This window comes from Actinocrispum wychmicini, from assembly GCF_004345645.1.
GTDB classification, from domain to species: Bacteria; Actinomycetota; Actinomycetes; order Mycobacteriales; family Pseudonocardiaceae; genus Kibdelosporangium; species Kibdelosporangium wychmicini.
The window spans coordinates 1-16,532 of sequence record NZ_SLWS01000007.1 but is presented as its reverse complement, the minus strand read 5'-3'; the positions used below and the strand labels follow the sequence as shown (position 1 = coordinate 16,532).

General features: G+C 65.6%; 19 protein-coding genes. 16 read left to right on the top strand and 3 right to left on the bottom strand.

Annotated features, from left to right (window positions below):
- Positions 1-64 precede the first annotated feature (64 nt).
- The 12 genes from EV192_RS30435 to EV192_RS54120 all read left to right on the top strand — a co-directional run bounded on the left by EV192_RS30435 (position 65) and on the right by EV192_RS54120 (position 11,470).
- Positions 65-637 carry a hypothetical protein gene (locus EV192_RS30435; RefSeq protein WP_132121587.1) on the top strand — a complete coding sequence of 191 codons (573 nt, stop codon included), beginning with the start codon at positions 65-67 and terminating at the stop codon, positions 635-637.
- A complete protein-coding gene (locus tag EV192_RS30430) occupies positions 634-1,653 on the top strand; it encodes a BtrH N-terminal domain-containing protein (RefSeq protein WP_132121586.1) in 1,020 nt (339 codons plus the stop codon). Before EV192_RS30435 ends, EV192_RS30430 begins: the two co-directional genes overlap by 4 nt.
- Entirely contained in the window at positions 1,650-2,951 is a 1,302-nt protein-coding gene (locus tag EV192_RS30425) for a DegT/DnrJ/EryC1/StrS family aminotransferase (RefSeq protein ID WP_132121584.1), read from the top strand. Before EV192_RS30430 ends, EV192_RS30425 begins: the two co-directional genes overlap by 4 nt.
- On the top strand, positions 2,948-3,799 hold the full coding sequence (locus tag EV192_RS30420; RefSeq protein ID WP_132121582.1) for a RimK family alpha-L-glutamate ligase: 852 nt from the start codon (positions 2,948-2,950) through the stop codon (positions 3,797-3,799). Before EV192_RS30425 ends, EV192_RS30420 begins: the two co-directional genes overlap by 4 nt.
- Entirely contained in the window at positions 3,796-4,815 is a 1,020-nt protein-coding gene (gene argC, locus EV192_RS30415) for an N-acetyl-gamma-glutamyl-phosphate reductase (protein WP_132121580.1), read from the top strand. Before EV192_RS30420 ends, argC begins: the two co-directional genes overlap by 4 nt.
- Positions 4,816-4,827: 12 nt before the next feature.
- The gene (locus EV192_RS30410; RefSeq protein ID WP_132121578.1) at positions 4,828-5,667 is read left to right on the top strand and encodes a [LysW]-aminoadipate kinase; all 840 of its coding nucleotides are present in this window, start codon (positions 4,828-4,830) and stop codon (positions 5,665-5,667) included.
- Complete coding sequence (locus EV192_RS30405) at positions 5,664-6,773, top strand: M20/M25/M40 family metallo-hydrolase (protein ID WP_132121576.1); 1,110 nt, start codon at positions 5,664-5,666, stop codon at positions 6,771-6,773. The genes EV192_RS30410 and EV192_RS30405 overlap by 4 nt, the downstream gene beginning before the upstream one ends.
- Positions 6,770-8,206 carry an alpha/beta fold hydrolase gene (locus EV192_RS30400; RefSeq protein WP_132121574.1) on the top strand — a complete coding sequence of 479 codons (1,437 nt, stop codon included), beginning with the start codon at positions 6,770-6,772 and terminating at the stop codon, positions 8,204-8,206. Before EV192_RS30405 ends, EV192_RS30400 begins: the two co-directional genes overlap by 4 nt.
- A 1,031-nt stretch (positions 8,207-9,237) precedes the next feature.
- Positions 9,238-9,999 (top strand): hypothetical protein, encoded by a 762-nt coding sequence (locus EV192_RS30395; protein WP_132121572.1) that lies wholly within the window; start codon positions 9,238-9,240, stop codon positions 9,997-9,999.
- A gap of 69 nt (positions 10,000-10,068) precedes the next feature.
- On the top strand, positions 10,069-10,260 hold the full coding sequence (locus EV192_RS30390; protein ID WP_132121570.1) for a hypothetical protein: 192 nt from the start codon (positions 10,069-10,071) through the stop codon (positions 10,258-10,260).
- A gap of 171 nt (positions 10,261-10,431) precedes the next feature.
- Positions 10,432-10,707 (top strand): integrase, encoded by a 276-nt coding sequence (locus EV192_RS54125; protein WP_243727172.1) that lies wholly within the window; start codon positions 10,432-10,434, stop codon positions 10,705-10,707.
- Positions 10,708-11,005: 298 nt separating this feature from the next.
- A complete protein-coding gene (locus EV192_RS54120) occupies positions 11,006-11,470 on the top strand; it encodes a transposase (RefSeq protein WP_243727171.1) in 465 nt (154 codons plus the stop codon).
- A 237-nt stretch (positions 11,471-11,707) separates the two neighbouring features.
- Here EV192_RS54120 and EV192_RS30375 read toward each other — a convergent pair whose 3' ends face one another.
- Positions 11,708-13,063 carry a hypothetical protein gene (locus EV192_RS30375; RefSeq protein WP_132121568.1) on the bottom strand — a complete coding sequence of 452 codons (1,356 nt, stop codon included), beginning with the start codon at positions 13,061-13,063 and terminating at the stop codon, positions 11,708-11,710.
- 19 nt (positions 13,064-13,082) lie between these two features.
- Here EV192_RS30375 and EV192_RS30370 point away from each other — a divergent pair, with 19 nt between their 5' ends.
- Complete coding sequence (locus EV192_RS30370; RefSeq protein WP_132121566.1) at positions 13,083-13,400, top strand: hypothetical protein; 318 nt, start codon at positions 13,083-13,085, stop codon at positions 13,398-13,400.
- A gap of 21 nt (positions 13,401-13,421) precedes the next feature.
- On the opposite strand, the gene EV192_RS30365 is transcribed toward EV192_RS30370, so the two are convergent.
- A complete protein-coding gene (locus tag EV192_RS30365; protein ID WP_132121564.1) occupies positions 13,422-13,580 on the bottom strand; it encodes a DUF4118 domain-containing protein in 159 nt (52 codons plus the stop codon).
- Between the two features lie 109 nt (positions 13,581-13,689).
- Complete coding sequence (locus EV192_RS30360; RefSeq protein WP_207926291.1) at positions 13,690-15,186, bottom strand: Fis family transcriptional regulator; 1,497 nt, start codon at positions 15,184-15,186, stop codon at positions 13,690-13,692.
- A gap of 388 nt (positions 15,187-15,574) precedes the next feature.
- Here EV192_RS30360 and EV192_RS30355 point away from each other — a divergent pair, with 388 nt between their 5' ends.
- The 3 genes from EV192_RS30355 to EV192_RS54915 all read left to right on the top strand — a co-directional run.
- On the top strand, positions 15,575-15,880 hold the full coding sequence (locus EV192_RS30355) for an integrase core domain-containing protein (protein ID WP_165960678.1): 306 nt from the start codon (positions 15,575-15,577) through the stop codon (positions 15,878-15,880).
- 55 nt (positions 15,881-15,935) lie between these two features.
- A complete protein-coding gene (locus tag EV192_RS56895) occupies positions 15,936-16,064 on the top strand; it encodes a hypothetical protein (RefSeq protein ID WP_279494505.1) in 129 nt (42 codons plus the stop codon).
- A 184-nt stretch (positions 16,065-16,248) separates the two neighbouring features.
- Positions 16,249-16,532: hypothetical protein (locus tag EV192_RS54915; protein ID WP_424923400.1), on the top strand; the 284-nt coding region annotated here is incomplete at its 3' end.

Here is a 16,532-nt window from a genome sequence, read left to right as displayed (position 1 = left end):
GTGATGACGTCCGCTCAATGGTGAGTGGATGTGGCACTGTGAGCCGGCGCCTAGCGTTGGCCGCGTGAGCGTTTCAACGACAGCGAACACGTTCCGGCCGGTGGAAATCACCGAGCACTGGAACAACCGCTCGATGTCCACTGTGGATGACAAGGGCGACGGCCGGTTCAACGTCTGGCGCAACTCGTTTCCCGCCGAGCACCTGCCGCGGCCTGGCGAGCGGGTCACCGTCGGCGGCGTGCCCTTCGACTTCCCGCCGGCCACCTCGGCGGGCGACAACGCGCGCTGCGCGGGGCAGTTCGTCACGCTGCCGCCCGGCCATTTCGACTGGATCCGGCTGCTGGCCTCGGCCGAGCGGCGCGTGGAGGACACCGTGGCCCTGCACTTCGCGGACGGCCAGGTGGACTTCGAAGCCATCCGGGTGTCCGACTTCTGGGCGGCGCCCGCGTGCTTCGGCGAGACCCTCGCCTACCGCACGCCGGTGATGCACTACCCGCACCACGTGCAGCCCCGGGTGGAGGCGATGCTGTGGAGCCAACGTGTCCCGGTCACCCGCGACGCGACGCTCACCGGCCTGCGACTGCCGAACAACCGTGCGCTGCACATCTTCGCGCTGACGCTACAGGAGTCGACATGACAGCCAGTCCGTCCGCCCTGCCCGTGGTGGAGCTGTGGTGCCGCGACGTGATCAGCTGCCTGCAGGCCACGTTCGGCTCGGTCCTGCGGCACGCAGGACACGATCCGCTTGACGTCCTCGGCCTGCACTGGGAGTTCCGGCACAAGCCGGGTGACGTCCGGTCAGAGGAGTTCTACTACCCCTGCGCGACACCCGGCGACCTCGCCGCCAGCCTCGCACCGCACCACCCGGTCAGTTCGGCCTGGCACCAGGCCGACGAACTCGACCGGCCACTCGACGCGCTCGCCGACGAACTATCCCGTGGCCGGTTGGTGATCGCCGCCGTGGACAACTTCCACCTGCCCTTCCGGCCGGCGTTCGGCGACGTCCACGCCGCGCACCTGCTCGTGGTGTACGGCATCGACGAGCACAACGTGCACGTGTCCGACGCGATGCCGCCCGACTTCGCCGGTCCCATCCCGGTCGCCGACTTCCTGCGTTCGTGGAGCTCCGCCAACCCGACCGACGTGCAGGACGCGTTCTTCAGCGACTCACGCATCGACCGGCGCTACCTCACAGTCGACGTCGGCGCGGAATTCCCCACGCTGGACCGCGCCCTGCTGGCCAAGGCACTCGACCACAGCCTCGAACTGTTCCATGGGCCGAGCCACGGTGACCGCACCGGACTGGCCGGCCTGGGGGAGTTCTTGGACGAGGTGCTCAAGGCCGCCGAGACCGCCGATTCGGCCACGGTCCGGGACGTCTATCCGTTCGGCTGGGGGATGCAGGCCCAGTCCGGGCTGCACGGCGAACTGCTGCGCACCTGGGGCTTGCGGGAGGACGTTCCCGCGGTACGTGAGGCCGGTCGCTTGGTGGAGACCGTGGCGCACAAGTGGACCGGACTGCGTGTCTGTGCGGCCCATGGCCATCCGGAGCCGGAAGCCGCGGCGAAGGAACTCGCCAGGCACGCCAACGCGCTCCGCCAGGCCTATGAGTCCGCAGTGGACGGCCTCGCCGAAGCCCGGAGTGCGCTGTGAGCGCCCCGACCAAGTCGAAGGACACGCTCGCGGCCTTCGGCGGTGAACCGGCTGTGCCGCGGCCACTGCGCACACTCGTCTGGCCGGTGATCACCGACGAGGACAGAGCAGCTGTGCTCCAAACACTCGACGGCGGACCGTTGGTGTCCAACGTGGATGGCGAGAGCCCGGTCACGGTCCTGGAGAAGCGCTGGGCGGAGCGCTGCGCGACCGCGTACTGCGTCGGCACCTCCAACGGCACCACAGCACTCACCGTCGCCCTGGCCGCGATGGGAATCGGCCCTGGCGACGAGGTGATCGTGCCGGCGTTGAGCTTCATCGCCAGCGGACTCGCCCCGGTGCACCAGATGGCGATCCCGGTGTTCGCCGACGTCGACCCGGTCACCTTCACCCTCGATCCGGCGGCCGTGGCCGCGGCGATCACACCGGCCACCACCGCGATCCTCCCGGTGCACCTGCACGGACACCCCGCCGACATGGACCCGTTGCTCGACATCGCCCATCGCCACGGCTTGGCCGTCCTGGAGGACGCCGCGCAGGCACACGGCGCGACATACCACGGCCGGCCAGTCGGCGGGATCGGCGCCATGGGCGCGTTCAGCCTGCAGGTCACGAAGAACCTGCCGACCTGCGGCGAAGGCGGACTTCTCACCACCGACGACGCGGACCTGGCCGGCAAGGCCCGGATGGCACGGGAGTTCGGCGAGGTCATCGAACCCGGTCGCGACCGCGACTACATCTCCTACCGCCTGGGCTGGAACCACAAGCTGAGTTCCGTGCAGGCCGCGTTCACCACGTCCCAACTCGACCGGTTCGACGGCTATCAGGCCGCCCGCGAGCGCAACGTGACCACATTCCTGGATCGCCTGTCGGAATTGCCGGGCCTGACGGTGCCGACGGTGGCCGATGGCAGCACGCATGCCTGGCACATCCTCCGGTTCCGCTTCGACCCGGACGCCGCCGGACTGCCCGGCCTCACGCCCGAGGCATTCCGTCGGGCGTTGCACCGGTTGCTACGCGCGGAAGGCGTTCCGGTCTCGCGCTACCAGTTGATGCCGCTGCCAGACCAGCGGGTGTTCACCGACCGGGTCGGCTTCGGCAAGGGATATCCGTGGGCGGCGGGAACGCCGATGCCCGACGCCGACATCCCCGTCACGCGCCGGATCCTCGACGACTCGCTCACGATCCAGAAACGGCACCTCAACCCGGCCGCGGGCAGCGCACTCGCCCGCTACGCGGACGGGTTCGAGAAGGTCTGGGCCCATCTCGACGTCGTCGCACGGCTGGCGGCGGCATGACCAGGCTGATCGTGCTGGCATCCCGGCTGCGAGCCGACGAACTGCGGATCTTCGAGACGTTGGAACGGCGTGGCGTTCGGTTCACGCACGTGGACCCGCGGAGGTTCTGGGGATTCCCGGACCGCACGGACAACACCGGCACGCTTGTGCTCAACCGCGAGATCTCGTTCACCCGTGCCCTCTACGCCGCTCGAACGCTGGAAGCGCACGGAATGGCAGTGGTCAACACCGCCGCGGCAACTGAACTGTGCGGCGACAAGTGGCGCACCACGTTGGCCCTCACCGAGGCTGGTCTGCCCGTACCACCGACAGCACTCGCCCTCACTCCGGAGTCGGCGCTCGACGCGTTGGACGAGATCGGTTACCCCGCGGTGGTCAAACCGCTCGTCGGCTCGTGGGGCCGGCTCGTGTCAGCGGTGCCCGACCGAGCGGTCGCGGAGACGGTGCTGGAGTACGTTGCCGCCCTGCCCGGACCTCAGTCACACGTGGTATACGCGCAGAAGATGGTGGCCAAGCCCGGCCGGGACATCCGTGTCGCGGTGCTCGGCGGGGAGGCCGTCGGCGCCGGCTACCGCCGCGCGGACCACTGGCGTACCAACGTCTCCCGAGGCGCGGCCACGGAGTACTGCGAACTCACCGCGGAGTTGAGCAAGCTCGCGGTCGCGGCGGCGGGCGCTGTCCAGGCGGACATCGCCGGTGTCGACGTGATCGAGGACACCGACGGCGGCCTGCTCATCCTGGAGGTCAACCACGGCCTGGAGTTCAGCGGCCTGCAACACGCCCTGGGCGACCGGGTCGACGTGGCCGGGCAGCTGGTCGACTACCTGCTGGCCAGGGCGGACGGATGAGCCGGGCGGCGATCGTCGGCGCGTCCGGCTACATCGGCGGCGAGCTGCTGCGGCTGCTGCTCGGCCATCCCGAGGTCGAGGTGGCCGCGGCCACCTCGACCCGGCTGGCGGGCAAGCGTGTCGACGGCGTGCACCCGAACCTGCGGTCGCTCACGGACCTCGTGTTCATCCCGCCCGAGCGACTCGACCAGTACGATGTGCTCTTCCTTGCCGTGCCGCACAAGGAAAGCATGGGTCGGCTGGCGCACTACGCGCAGCTGGCCAAGCTGCTGGTCGACCTCACCGGCGACTTCCGGCTGGCCGACCCCGAGGTGTTCGAGCGCTACTATGGCGTGCCGCACTCGGCTCCCGACCAGCTCGGCACGTTCGTCCGTGGTCTTCCGGAGAGCCACCGGGAGGAGTTGCGCGGCGCCGACCGGATCAGTGTGCCGGGCTGCATGGCGACCGCAGCGATCCTCGCCGTGTGGCCGCTTGCCGTCGACGGGCTGATCACCGGCGAGGTCTCGGTAGACGCGCGAACCGGCTCCAGCGGGTCCGGAACGTCCGCGGTGCAAGGGAATCTGCACGCCGAACGCAGTGGCGTACTGCGGGTGTACGCGCCGTACGGCCATCGGCATGAGGCGGAGATCAGCCAGGCTACGGGCATGCCTGTCCGGATGACCGCCACTGGGATCGACGCGGTGCGCGGCGTACAGGTGTTGTGTCGGGTACGTCTGGCCGACGGCGTCGACGAGCGTGCGGTCCGAGCCTGCTATCAGCGGCATTACACGGACGAACCGTTCGTCCGGGTGGTGGCGCAACGCCGTGGGCACTATCGCCTTCCGGAGCCGAAGATCCTGGTCGGCTCGAACTTCTGCGATGTCGGGTTCGCCGTCGACGGGTCGCGTGCGCTGCTCGTCGGCGCGTTGGACAACCTGGTCAAAGGCGGAGCCGGCGGTGCGGTGCAGGCCATGAACGTCCGGCAGGGCTGGCCGGAGCGGCTCGGCCTGGAATTCCCCGGCCTGCACCCCGTCTGAGGAGGATCCGGTATGCGCAGGGTGGTCGTGGTCAAGTGCGGCGGAAATGCCGCGGTCGACCTGCAGTACGTGTGCTCGGACGTTGCCGCGCTAGCCGGCACGGGCGTACCGGTGGTGCTGGTCCATGGCGGGTCGGCCGATATCGATGCGCTCGCGACGCGACTGCGGGTGCCGAGCACGCGCTTGGTCGCACCGGACGGGGTCAGCACTCGGCACACCGACGCCGCGATGCTCGAAGTGGTGCAGCTCGCCTTGGCCGGCGCGGTCAAACCGCGGCTGGTAGTCAAGCTGGCCGCAGCGGGTGTGCGCGCGGTCGGCCTGACCGGTCTGGACGCGGGCTTGTTGCGCGCCCGCCGGAAGACGGCTCATCGCGCGGTGATCGACGGCCGGCTGACCATCATCCGTGATGACCACAGTGGACGCATTGCTTCGGTCAGCACGGATGTGCTGACGACGTTGCTGGCGACCGGGATCGTGCCCGTCGTGTCGCCGCCCGCGTTGGCCGAGGACAACGCACCGGTCAACGTCGACGCCGACCGGGCCGCGGCCGCGATCGCCGCCGCCTTGGACGCGGCGGCTCTGGTGCTGCTCACCGGGGCGCCCGGAGTACTCGCGGACAGCGCCGACGAGGACTCGGTGCTGACGGTATGCGAGGTGCCCGAGACCGGTTCGCCACCGATCACCGGCGGCGGTATGGGCACCAAGCTCGTCGCTGCCCGCGAGGCGTTGCTGGGTGGCGTGCCGAATGTCGTGGTCGGAGACGGGCGCGTGCCGCGACCAGTTCAGGCGGCATTGTCCGGCGCCGCGACCGAGATCAGGATCTCCCAGCAGCGGGTGGAGGCGGCTCGATGACACGAGGACCGGTGGACGAGACCACGGCGGTCGGTCTGTTGCGCGGTGCGCTTGAGATCCCGTCCCCGTCGTACCACGAGGCCGAACTTGCCGCGTACCTGGTGGATGTCGTGCGGAAGCTGGGGATGGCCGCGCACATCGACCGCGTGGGCAATCTGGTCGCGAGCGTCGAGAACGGCGACGGACCCACGGTGATGCTGATCAGCCACCTGGACACCGTGCCCGGAGACCTGCCGGTGTTTTCCCGGGACGGGCGTCTCTACGGCCGTGGCGCGGTCGACGCGAAAGGGTCGCTGGCGGCCATGATCTGTGCCGCCCTGGGAACGAGCCGGTTCCGCGGGCGGATCGTCGTGGTCGGCGCGGTCGAGGAGGAGACCCCGAAGTCCCGAGGCGCGATGGAGATCCGGGCCACCCATGCGCGACCGGACGCCGTGATCGTCGGCGAACCCAGCGGCTGGTCGTCGGTCGTGCTGGGCTACAAGGGAAAGCTGGACCTGAGCTACCGGGTGACCTGCCCGCCGACGCATCCGAGCAACCCGGTGGAGAAGGCGTCCGAGTCGGCGGTGGCGGCCTGGACGGCACTGCTGGACGAACTAGGTCCGGACGCGGGCCACGGCGCCTTCGACCGTCCCGGCGCCACGCTCTGTTCGATCACGGGGGACACCACTGTCGCCGAAGCCGAGTTCAGCATCCGCACCCCCGTCGGCTTCAGCACCGACGCCTTCCTCGCACGGCTCGGCGACCGTGTCACCAAGGGAGAATTGGCTGTGGTGAACGCGGTCGCAGCCTGCCGGTCGGGCCGGTCGGATCCGGTGGTGCGCGCGTTGACCGCCGCGATCCGTGCCCAGGACGGCGAACCGACCATGAAGGTCAAGACCGCGACGTCGGACATGAACACTCTCGCGGAGGTCTGGGACGTGCCCATGGCGGCCTACGGGCCTGGCGACAGCACTCTCGACCATGCCGACGACGAGCACATCGTGATCGCGGAGTACCTGCACGGCATCGCTGTGCTGTCGGCCGCGTTGGAGGACATCGCGACGGCGTGGCGGCCTTCCAGACCCGCACGCCACATCAGAGTTCTGCCCATGAAGGAGTTGACATGAACGGCCATAAAGGACGTATTCGCACCCCCTTACTGAGAACCCTCGCCGTGGCAACGATCGTGGGCCTGTGTGGTGGCGCCACCGCGGTCGCCGCACCGCGGGGGACACGTCCTGGACTGACTGACTCCCATCCGTGCGCGGGCCAGCCTGGTTTCACCTGTTCGACGTTGACCGTGCCGCTCGACCATCGGGGCACTCGGCCGGGATCGTTGAAGCTGCAGGTCGCGGTGGCCGACAACACCGACGCGCGCAAGGGTGTGCTGTTCTTCCTTTCCGGCGGCCCCGGCCAGCCGGGCGCGCCATTCATCACCCACATCACCCACGACCGTCTGCCGGAGATCGCCAAGAACTACCGGTTCGCCATGATCGACCAGCGCGGCACCGGCGAGTTCGGCGCGATCACCTGCCCGAAACTCCAAGCCCAGATGGGCAGCTCGGACATTGTCACACCCACTCCGGACGCGGTCGGCGAATGCGCCGGCGTCCTCGGCGACAAAGCCGGCCTCTACGGCACCGATCAGACGGTCGCGGACCTGGACATGCTCCGCCAGGCGCTCGGCGCCGACAAGATCACAGTGGACGGAACGTCCTACGGCTCGTTCGTGGCCGAACGATACGCCATCGCACATCCCCACAACGTGCGCTCGGTCGTGCTCGACTCAGTGGTCCCGCACCACTTCACCGCCGCCGATTCGCTGTACCTGTCGGCAATGCGGGCCGAGGCCACAGTGTTGCGAGACGCATGCGCGGCGCCACCCACCTGCGGTTTCGACCCAGCCGACGATCTGGCACAGGTCATCCGCGACCGAAGCACTGCGGACGGCGTGCACATCCTCGACATGATCGTGAGCTACGAGTTCGTGGATCCCACCTACCGCGACCCGAACCCAGCCGATCTGCCACCAGGCGGCGGCGACCTGATCGGCGCGCTGCACACCGCCCGCAACGGCGACCCGGCCCGGCTGAACGCACTGGTGACCAACCTTCCCTCCGGCGGCGACCCGGTCACAGAGTTCAGCGCCGGCCTGCACGCCGCCACCCTGTGCACGGACATGCGGTTCCCCTGGGGCAGCTCCGCCACCCCACGGCCGGTACGTCCATTCCTACTCGACGTGACCAAGAATTCCCTCAACCAGAGCGATGTCTGGCCCTACACCCCGAACATCGCCATCTCCCAAGGCTTCATCCAGTCCTGCCTGCCCTGGCCAACCGGCCGCACCACCCCGAACCCCGCCGAGAAACTCCCGAACGTCCCCGTCCTGCTCCTCAACGGCGACCACGACCTGTCCACCCCCATCGAATGGGCCCGCCTAGAAGTAGCCCTGGCGCCCCACGGAACACTCGTCACCGTCAAGGGTGCCGCACACTCCGTCCAGAACCGCGAACGTGGCCACGTCGGCCGCGACGCACTGGACCACTTCCTCAACGACTGAGTCCGCCGGTGCTTGGTCGGTGGCCAGCTACTGAATTGATCACCGACCAATCATCGATTTGGGAAGGTGGTGCCACAGGCGAGGTGCCGCCGGCTGGGCCAGCAAAAGCGACGGTACTGACCGTGTACGCCGCAGGGCATCCTCGAAATGAGGGATTACAAACGGATCCCTTCCCTGTTCCCCTCTGTAGGTGGTATGTCGGTGGCCGGAACTGTGCGTGTCAAGTTCGAATGTGTAGTGTCGTGACCGTCGGTTGTTCCTATCCGGAGCAAGTCCGTCCCATTCAGACCGGTCCTGCGGCCGTGTGCCGGCCGGTGGATGATCGCGTTGTCCAAGCAGAACGTGGTCACCGAGGACGCCCGCGTCGTGAAGTTCGGGCAGGCTGACTCCGAGGAGTCGTCGTTGTCGATGCCGTGATGTTGGTCGTCGTGTGCCTCCCGCGCGATGCCGGTGGCACACGGCTGACTTGAGCTGCAGAAGCGAGCTCCCAAAGCCGTGTCCAGCTGGTTGAATGAGAGTGCACGGCAGCCCTTTGAGCCTCGATCGCGGCCTTCGTCTGGGCGGTGTCGGTGATGACGAAGACTTTGGCGCCGTGCGTACGTGCCTGCTCGGCGGCGACCACCGCGCTCTCGTTCAGCCGCCAGAAGCTCACGGCCACCGGCACGTCCTGGTCGGTCATGGCGGCCACGGTGTTCGTGGGTCGCCACCGCCGTCACCGGCACGGCCGCCGACCCGCTGGGCACGGCCGGTGGGATCGGCACGGCGGACGTTGGCGCGTATGCCGATCTGCTTGTACCCGACGGGGACTCGGTGGTCGATATCGGTGTTCTTGCCGACCTGGCACATATCGCCCACGTCGTGCGGTCCGGTACGCTCATGCAGTAGCGATCTATTCCGCTTTTCGTCAATAGCCGAACTGTTGACGGGCACCTGTTCGCCCGACAGACAAATGTGGGGGAGGGTGCTTGACTGGTCATATGATGATCGCGCGAGTGCGGACGAAACAAACGGGACCCAGTAGCTCGGATCGAGTGATCGAAGAGCTGCTGTTCTCCGGTCGGATGCCTACCAATGTCTCCGGTGGCCAAGGTGATCATACGGTCGCGGAGGGACTGCTCCGTCGGGTGATACACAAGGTTGTCAACCAGAAGAGGGAGGATGCGTTTCTCGTCGTTCTGGACTTGGTGATAAACAGCTCCCTGTTGGCCAGCACGGCCGACCGTATCGTCCAAGCGAACAAGGTCCACTACATGGGCTTCGGCGCCAAAAGTGGTGAAGAACAGAACCGGCTGCTTGAGGATCTCATCCAGGACTACATCAGGGCCGCCAACAAACGTGCCTATACGGCGTTCCCGCGAAAGGCGGGCAAGACCTCGGGTGGCGGCGGCGAACGAGAGGCCCTGAAACAGTTGGACCTGCTGGCCGTGAAGTACTACGAGCGCTTCGACAGGGATGTCCCCGCCGCAAGCGACATCACGGCGCGAGACCAGGGAATCTTCGTGAAGAACGTCTGCGCACTCGTCGACTACTCAGGCGACGACCTGGAAGAGGCCGTCAAGATAGTCGAGCGTGCCATGGTGACCGCCCTGGAGCGGGTTCCCTTCCACGTGGTCTGGCAGTCGCTGCTCGGACAAGTGACGGCCGAGGTTTTCCAGGCCAACAAACCGCTGGGCGAGCAGGTCAGGGTAAGTGTCGAGGCGATACTCAAGAAGTCCCATGTCGAGGAGTACCGCGTGGAGTGGGCCACCGGCCCATCAAGCCCGGCCGACGAAACCGACGAGGACAGCAGCTGACCGACCCTCATCGCAGGTGCCGGCGAGGCCATTGACCCCAAGGTAACATGTGATTCCACCCTTCAGGTGATGACTACGACTGCCACCGGCCAGGCCATGGGCACGTTCCGGGAACTGCTCGGGCCTGGCCGGATCGCCACGTCGATCGTCCTGGTCGGTGGGGTGGCGTTGCAGGCGATCAACCTGTTCCTCACCACCAGCCTGATGCCGACGGCAATCAGCGCCATCGGCGGGCCGAACGCGGTCGGCCCGACCGGGTGACCTACCACCGCACCGACGGTGCCACCTACTTCCACGGCTGTTACTCGATCGGTGATGACACCTTGTGGGGGTGTCAACCATCAGCGCAAAAGGCATCACCAACACCCTGGCGGCGTTGAAGTCGATCCGTGCGGCGATCCAGGCTTCGATGCTGAGGCATGATGGTGGAGCGTGAGCTTGCGACTGGTGTATCTGATCTTCGTTCGTCTCGGTGGTTGGCTGGTCCTGCTTGGCCGTTCGTCGGCGTCCAAGGATGTGGAGTTGCTGGTGCTGCGGCATGAGGTTGCTGTGTCGCGTCGCACGAATCCACGTCCACGGCTGGACTGGGCCGATCGTGCACTGCTGGCCGCGCTGGTCCGGCGACTGCCTGCCCTGTTGCGCGGATATCGGTTGGTCACGCCGGGCGCGATCCTGCGATGGCATCGTCGCTTGGTGGCCCGCAGGTGAACCTGCTCGACTCGAACAGGCCGCCCTTCGTTCGACCACACTACTGTCGCGTTGATCGAGCGGATGGCGCGCGAGAACACTGGTTGGGGGTATTCCGGATTCAGGGCGAGCTGCTCAAGGTCGGTCATCGGGTGTCCGCGTCGAGCGTTCGACGCGTGCTTAGCGTGTGCGGATCCCGCCAGCCCCGATCCGGGACTCGGACACCTCGTGGCGGCGATTCCCGCGCACTCAGGCCACGACACTGCTGGTTTGCGACTTCTTCCATATCGACTGCGCGGTCACGCTCAAGCGCGTCTACGTGTTCTTCGTGCTCGAAGTCGCTACCCGTTACGTCCGCATCCTTGGCACCACCACTCACCCCGACGGGGCCTGGACCACCCAACAGGCGCGCAATCTCCTGATGGATTTGGGCGAGCGAGCTGGCGGCTTCCGGTTCCTGATCCGCGACCGCGCCGGCCAGTTCACGGCGTCATTCGACGCCGTGTTCGCCTGCGCCGGCATCAAGATCGTGAAGATCCCGCCAGGGTGTCCGAGAGCGAACTGTTACGCGGAGAGGTTTGTTGGCACGGTACAGCGCGAGGTCACTGACCGGCTACTGATCATTGGTGAGCTTCACCTGCGCACCGTGTTGGCGGGGTATGTCACTCGCTACAACCAACGCCGTCCTCATCGAGCGTGCAACTCGTGCCGCCACGACCGGACCGGCCCATTCCACACGAGGGCGTCACGCAGATTCGCCGCCGGCCGATCCTCGGCGACTTGATCAACGAGTACGAGCCTGCGGCAGCTTAACGCGCAGGTCAAAGCCACAGGGCCGACTTCTGAAACCCCACAGGCTTTCGCCAGCCAGTTCGGGATCGCGGTAGCCAGCAGCAGGTTCGCCGCGCGGGTTCCTGCGTCCGCGGACCTGCTCCCCGATCATGTTCAAGACGCGGTGCTGGGGATGCTGCGGGCGTTGAGCCGCGGTTGAATCAGGATTGTCGGCGGCCGTGCTGGTCCCTCATGGATTCGACGCCTGATTCAAGCCACGGGGTGGGTTGTTGGCTGGAGCTTGCGCGCCGAACACGAACGGCAACAGGATGGGAACCGGGACCTGGTTCTCGGAATACACTTGCAGCACGCTGTCGAAGGTATCCCTTGGGAACACGCATGGCGGATCGCCGCAAACTTCCACGATGTCCTTACTGCGCGGATAGGTGTACGTCAATTCGAGGACAGCGGGCGACCCCGACTCTATGGTGAACGGCGTTGGGGAGCATTTGACCTTCGGCCACTCCGCGTTCCCGAACTTTTCCATCGTCGTAACGCATTGTTCCGGCTCCGGGAACAGGCCCTTTTGGTAGACGGTCGTCGTGACAGTCGGCGGGTCGGGCAGCTCATTGGAGCCGCCAAATATGTACACCGGGGGGAATGAGTTCCTGTATTCGGTGACGAGGTAGGTGACCGGTTGACGGTCGTGGTTCTCTGGAGTCCATGTCGAATCGAGGAGCAGTGTCTGCCTGCCGACGACGTGCTCACCTTCCACGGAGAAGACCAGGTCGGCCGTTTGGTCGCCGATCTTACGCTGGTCCCATTTGATGTCAGCGCCGGACTCGAAGAGCTCCTGCGGGTTCGCTGGAGGCTGCTGGATCCAGTCCCGGGGCCGCCCCCGGAAGAAGTCCCAGATCAACTTGCCGAGCGAGTAGATGGCCAGACCGGCGGCGATGATCCCGCCAGCTGGTGGAAACGCCAGGGCGACGGCGGTGGCGGTGAGGCTGACCACAGCGACGATGCCGCTCTCGATGTCGCCGTTGGCGATGGAGTCGGCCAGCGAGAGTATGTCGCCGACCGGTGGCACGAAGCTCGCCGCCAGCGAGACCACTCCCTTGGCGTAGTCCAGGGCGGTGTTCTCCGACAGCGCACCGCCCCCGGTCTCCAACCGGCCTTCCAGGTCGGCGAACTGGCCGGTCTTGTCACCGAGTTTCTGCACCGCCGGGTTCTTGCTGGCCCGGGTGATCTTGGACAGAACGTTCGCGATGTTCCGCACGCTGCGGTCCGTACGCAGCGTCTGCGCTTCCGGGATTGTCTCAGCCAGGTCGTGCAGCTCCCGCTCAGTACCCTGAAGGTCGCTCTGGAATCTCTGAACCTCGGCCGCCGTCATGCCGCAGTCAGCAGTGCCTGCCTCGATACAGTGAATTTCCTCGGTCTGGTTCAGTTCCTGGTCGCTGGCGCCGAGGGACGCGATGAAATTCTGCACCACCCACTCGGGTGACGGGTGGTCGTCCCGGAGCGGGACGGCGTGGGCCGGTATCGCTGGTAGGAGCGGGGCCACCAGGGTCAGCACCGCGACGACGACGGGAAGTTTCCACCGTCGCATCCTCACGATATTACCTCGCATGTTAGGCGATGCTAGCGACCGGATTTCGAGAAATACATCACACGATCGGGTATTCCGCTCAAGCTGGGAGAAACTGCGCTGGTGGATCGCCCGCGCATTCCAGGCGTTCTACGGCCTGTGTATCACCATCACGGTCACTGACTGGACCACGAACCTCCTGATCGGCGTCCTCACCGGGCTGGCCTATGTCCCGTTCGCGCCGTTCGCAGAATTCCTCGCGTCCCGGCTCGGTACCTCCCTGTACCGGCCAGGCACGGCCGAGGCCGTCATGAGCATCCCGACGACGTCGACACGCACCCGACGACTAGCGCCCTGATCGGCAACGACCCACGGACCGTCAAAGCGCCTTGTCGACCACGAGCGACACCAGCACGGCCACGATCACCATGATGATCACCGTGACCAGGTTCTCCGGTTCCTCGATGGTCAATGAGTAGATCGGCGGCACGAAGTAGTAGTTGAACATCAGCGCGTCGCATGCGGGGGACGAGACCATGTGGGTCTCGTCCCCTACATTTTTGGTTTGGATGTGGCAATTGTGGACACGCAGCGGAGTGCGGAGTACTCACTGACGTGGTCAGTTGCTGGTAGCTTCCATCGTGGGCTTACCGTGGGCGCGGGACCGTCATGGGACGACCTTCTTTCCGCTGCTTAATTCCTTTGTGTGAGCCATTTACCGAGGATGTAGTTGCGTTGATAGGCTCCGCACCTGCCAAGGCGGCAAGCGCTTGATCGAGCAATCTGCGGATGCTGGAGTTGAGGTTCACACATCCACTGTCAATCTTCTCGGCGTTTTTGTGGATGACACCGGCCAGTTTCTTGACGGAGTCGATCTCGCGGAGATGGCCAAGTGCTTCCTGGATATTTTCTTCCGCCACAGCGATTTGATGACTTCCCTTCGGTGCTGCGGCAATGAGAGCGACTGCACGCAGCAGCACTATGGTGGTCCGCAGGAACTCTGGATCATCGTTGTCTGGATCGAAGGCCATCACGATCCGTCCGAGGCCGATCCCCCGGATGGTCTGGTCTCCGTTCTGGGCCAGTGTCCGGACAAGCCCGAGGGAGCAACTGGCATCACGGTTACGTTCGGCTTCGTCAAGGTAGTCGCTCCACCCAGTACGCGCAGAGTCGGTTGCTTCGATGACGACGCGTACCGTCCCTGAGTCGACGGTGAGTACGCCGTCGCCCTTCTTGCAGCGAGGCAGATGGCCTGTTATAGCGCTGGTGTCAGCGTATTCTGCGCCGAGGCCCGCTGCGATGCCGCGCATCAGTACATGGATCTGTTCCGCATAGGAGCCACCTTTGATGGGAGTAATCTTCGCCACCAAGGTCTTCGCCTCATGGACCTTGAGCCTCGTCGAGAGGTCGTCGACCTTGGTAGCGATCTCGATGTGGTTCTTGGTCAACTGCGCGGCGAGCTTCTCCTGACGGACGCGTAGTTCGGCAGTGTGCTTGGCCATCGGCGACGTGGGGTCGGTCGGATCGAACTGCTTTGCAGCCTTCGTCAACAACTCGTGGGTGCTTGCGATGAACTGGTGATGGACGTGAGTGCCGAACTTGTCCAGCACAGGTTGGAGACGTTCGAGGAGTTCGGGGTTTTCACCTCCGAAGATCGTGCGTACCACGGCGCTCAACTCTCTCCTTGCCCTGGTTACGGCTGTGGTGAACTCCCTCCTGCTCTGCGCGTCGGCTTCCATGATCGCCTTCTTTGCGTCGTTGGTTGCCCTGATGACGGCGTTGGCGGCATCGGTGGCTGCTCGGCCGGCCGTCTGCGCTGCGTGGCGCGCGGAGTCTGCTGTTCGGTCACCGAGGTCATTCAGCATGTGTTCGAATGCCCTGGCTTCGTGGGCTTGACCAGTCACTGACAGTGCATGTGCGCCGATCCGCAGGGCCTCGGTGATGTAATTCGTGAGGTCGGAGCCGGCGAGTTGGTTGGGGTCGTCGATCAGTGGGCCTCGCTGGCCAGTGGACCATCGGTGCGCCTCACGTATCACCTCGGCGTCGCGGATTGTCATGTGCTCGATGATGATCGTCTCGCATAGAGTGTCAAAGTGCGCTGGGTGCCTGTCTTGCTGTGTCGTAGGACGTTGCTGTTTGGTCATTGCGGTCTCCTATACCGTTCGTGCTGACCGGTCTTTCGGTCGGGCCGGTTGGATCAAGACCGAACGTAGAAGCAACCACCGACAAGATCGAGTTGCGAATAGTCCCGGTCTCTGACCCAGTGTGAACAATCGGCAAACGTGTAACCCTCAGGTGTACCCTGTTGCTGTGGAGGGTTATTTCTCTTCTTTGTTGCTAGCGATGAGTGGTAAATTCACCCGAGCGGGTGGACCTTAAAGTGTGAATGCAACTCCACCGGCGAACCGAAGATGGGAATGCGTGTCGGAGATCGCGCCCAGTTGATCAGCACCGATGCGGTCAGCGGGACGTAATGGGGCTGTGCTTTCCCTCGTAGCGTGGAGACCTGAACTAAGCGAGATGATCAGGTCGTTGGAGAGACAAGACGCCGGTTTTGACCGGGAGTTTCGGGCGGGTGCGGTGCGCATCGTGGCCGCGGCCGAGGCATTCAACTCCACACTCAAGGTCGAGTTCGTACACCGACAACACTTCTCTACACGCGCCGAGGCGCGGATCACGGTCGCGACCTGGATCACGGTCGCGACCTGGATCGCGGACTTCTATAACACCGCACGCCGACACAGCGCCAACGATGGGCTGGCCCCGATCCCGTTCGAGCATCAGACGGCATACGCCCGAGCAGCGCCACCAGCGCAGGTCAGGACCGAAGTGGCATAAGACCGTCTCCACGGTTCCAGGAGATTGACACCTCGGGCGCGATCCCGACGCCGCCATGTACACGGTTCCGGACGGGTTGGGCAAGAAGGGCCAAGTCAAAGGTCAGCTCGGCGGCTGGTTCCGATCGGCCAAGGGCGACTGGTTCGCCGTGGTTGGTTACGACATCCGCTACGCCGACAGGTGATGCGCGACTGTTCGCGTCAGCGACCAGCTCCTCCCTGCTCGGGCGGTCTCGGCCTTGTCCGGATCCGGCGTGCCAGGCCGGCCAGGCAACGCCCTTCGGCGAGACCTGCGTCTACGGCTAGTGCTGTGACCGCATAGGTTCACCGGTTTGGTGAGGCGTCGGCGGGGCGGGCTATGTTCTCGGCGTGAACGATGCTGAAGTCGCCTCGCTCTTGGCCGGATGTGCTCGGTGCCCGTACCCCGGGGTGTGGCAGGACTCCCCTTTTGTGGAACGCACGGTCGACGGTGCGCGGTATGCCCTGGTCGCGGTCGACCCAGGGCTGAGCGCGCTCGCCCTACGGCGTGATGACGGCTCGCTGTGGTGTCTGCCGGAGGGCGGTGTTCCTCACCTGGTGAACTCCAGCGTTGAGGCGTTCGTTGCCTTCAACCGCGCTTATGAGGAAGCTGCTGCTGAGGCCGCTGCATACGA

Coding starts and splice junctions, on each gene's coding strand:
- EV192_RS30430 (WP_132121586.1), top strand. CDS start 634: ATGACAGCCAGTCCGTCCGCCCTGCCCGTGGTGGAGCTGTGGTGCCGC.
- EV192_RS30420 (WP_132121582.1), top strand. CDS start 2,948: ATGACCAGGCTGATCGTGCTGGCATCCCGGCTGCGAGCCGACGAACTG.
- argC (WP_132121580.1), top strand. CDS start 3,796: ATGAGCCGGGCGGCGATCGTCGGCGCGTCCGGCTACATCGGCGGCGAG.
- EV192_RS30410 (WP_132121578.1), top strand. CDS start 4,828: ATGCGCAGGGTGGTCGTGGTCAAGTGCGGCGGAAATGCCGCGGTCGAC.
- EV192_RS30405 (WP_132121576.1), top strand. CDS start 5,664: ATGACACGAGGACCGGTGGACGAGACCACGGCGGTCGGTCTGTTGCGC.
- EV192_RS30400 (WP_132121574.1), top strand. CDS start 6,770: ATGAACGGCCATAAAGGACGTATTCGCACCCCCTTACTGAGAACCCTC.
- EV192_RS30390 (WP_132121570.1), top strand. CDS start 10,069: ATGACTACGACTGCCACCGGCCAGGCCATGGGCACGTTCCGGGAACTG.
- EV192_RS30375 (WP_132121568.1), bottom strand. CDS start 13,063: ATGCGACGGTGGAAACTTCCCGTCGTCGTCGCGGTGCTGACCCTGGTG.
- EV192_RS30370 (WP_132121566.1), top strand. CDS start 13,083: ATGTTAGGCGATGCTAGCGACCGGATTTCGAGAAATACATCACACGAT.
- EV192_RS30365 (WP_132121564.1), bottom strand. CDS start 13,580: ATGGTCTCGTCCCCCGCATGCGACGCGCTGATGTTCAACTACTACTTC.
- EV192_RS30360 (WP_207926291.1), bottom strand. CDS start 15,186: ATGACCAAACAGCAACGTCCTACGACACAGCAAGACAGGCACCCAGCG.
- EV192_RS56895 (WP_279494505.1), top strand. CDS start 15,936: ATGTACACGGTTCCGGACGGGTTGGGCAAGAAGGGCCAAGTCAAAGGT.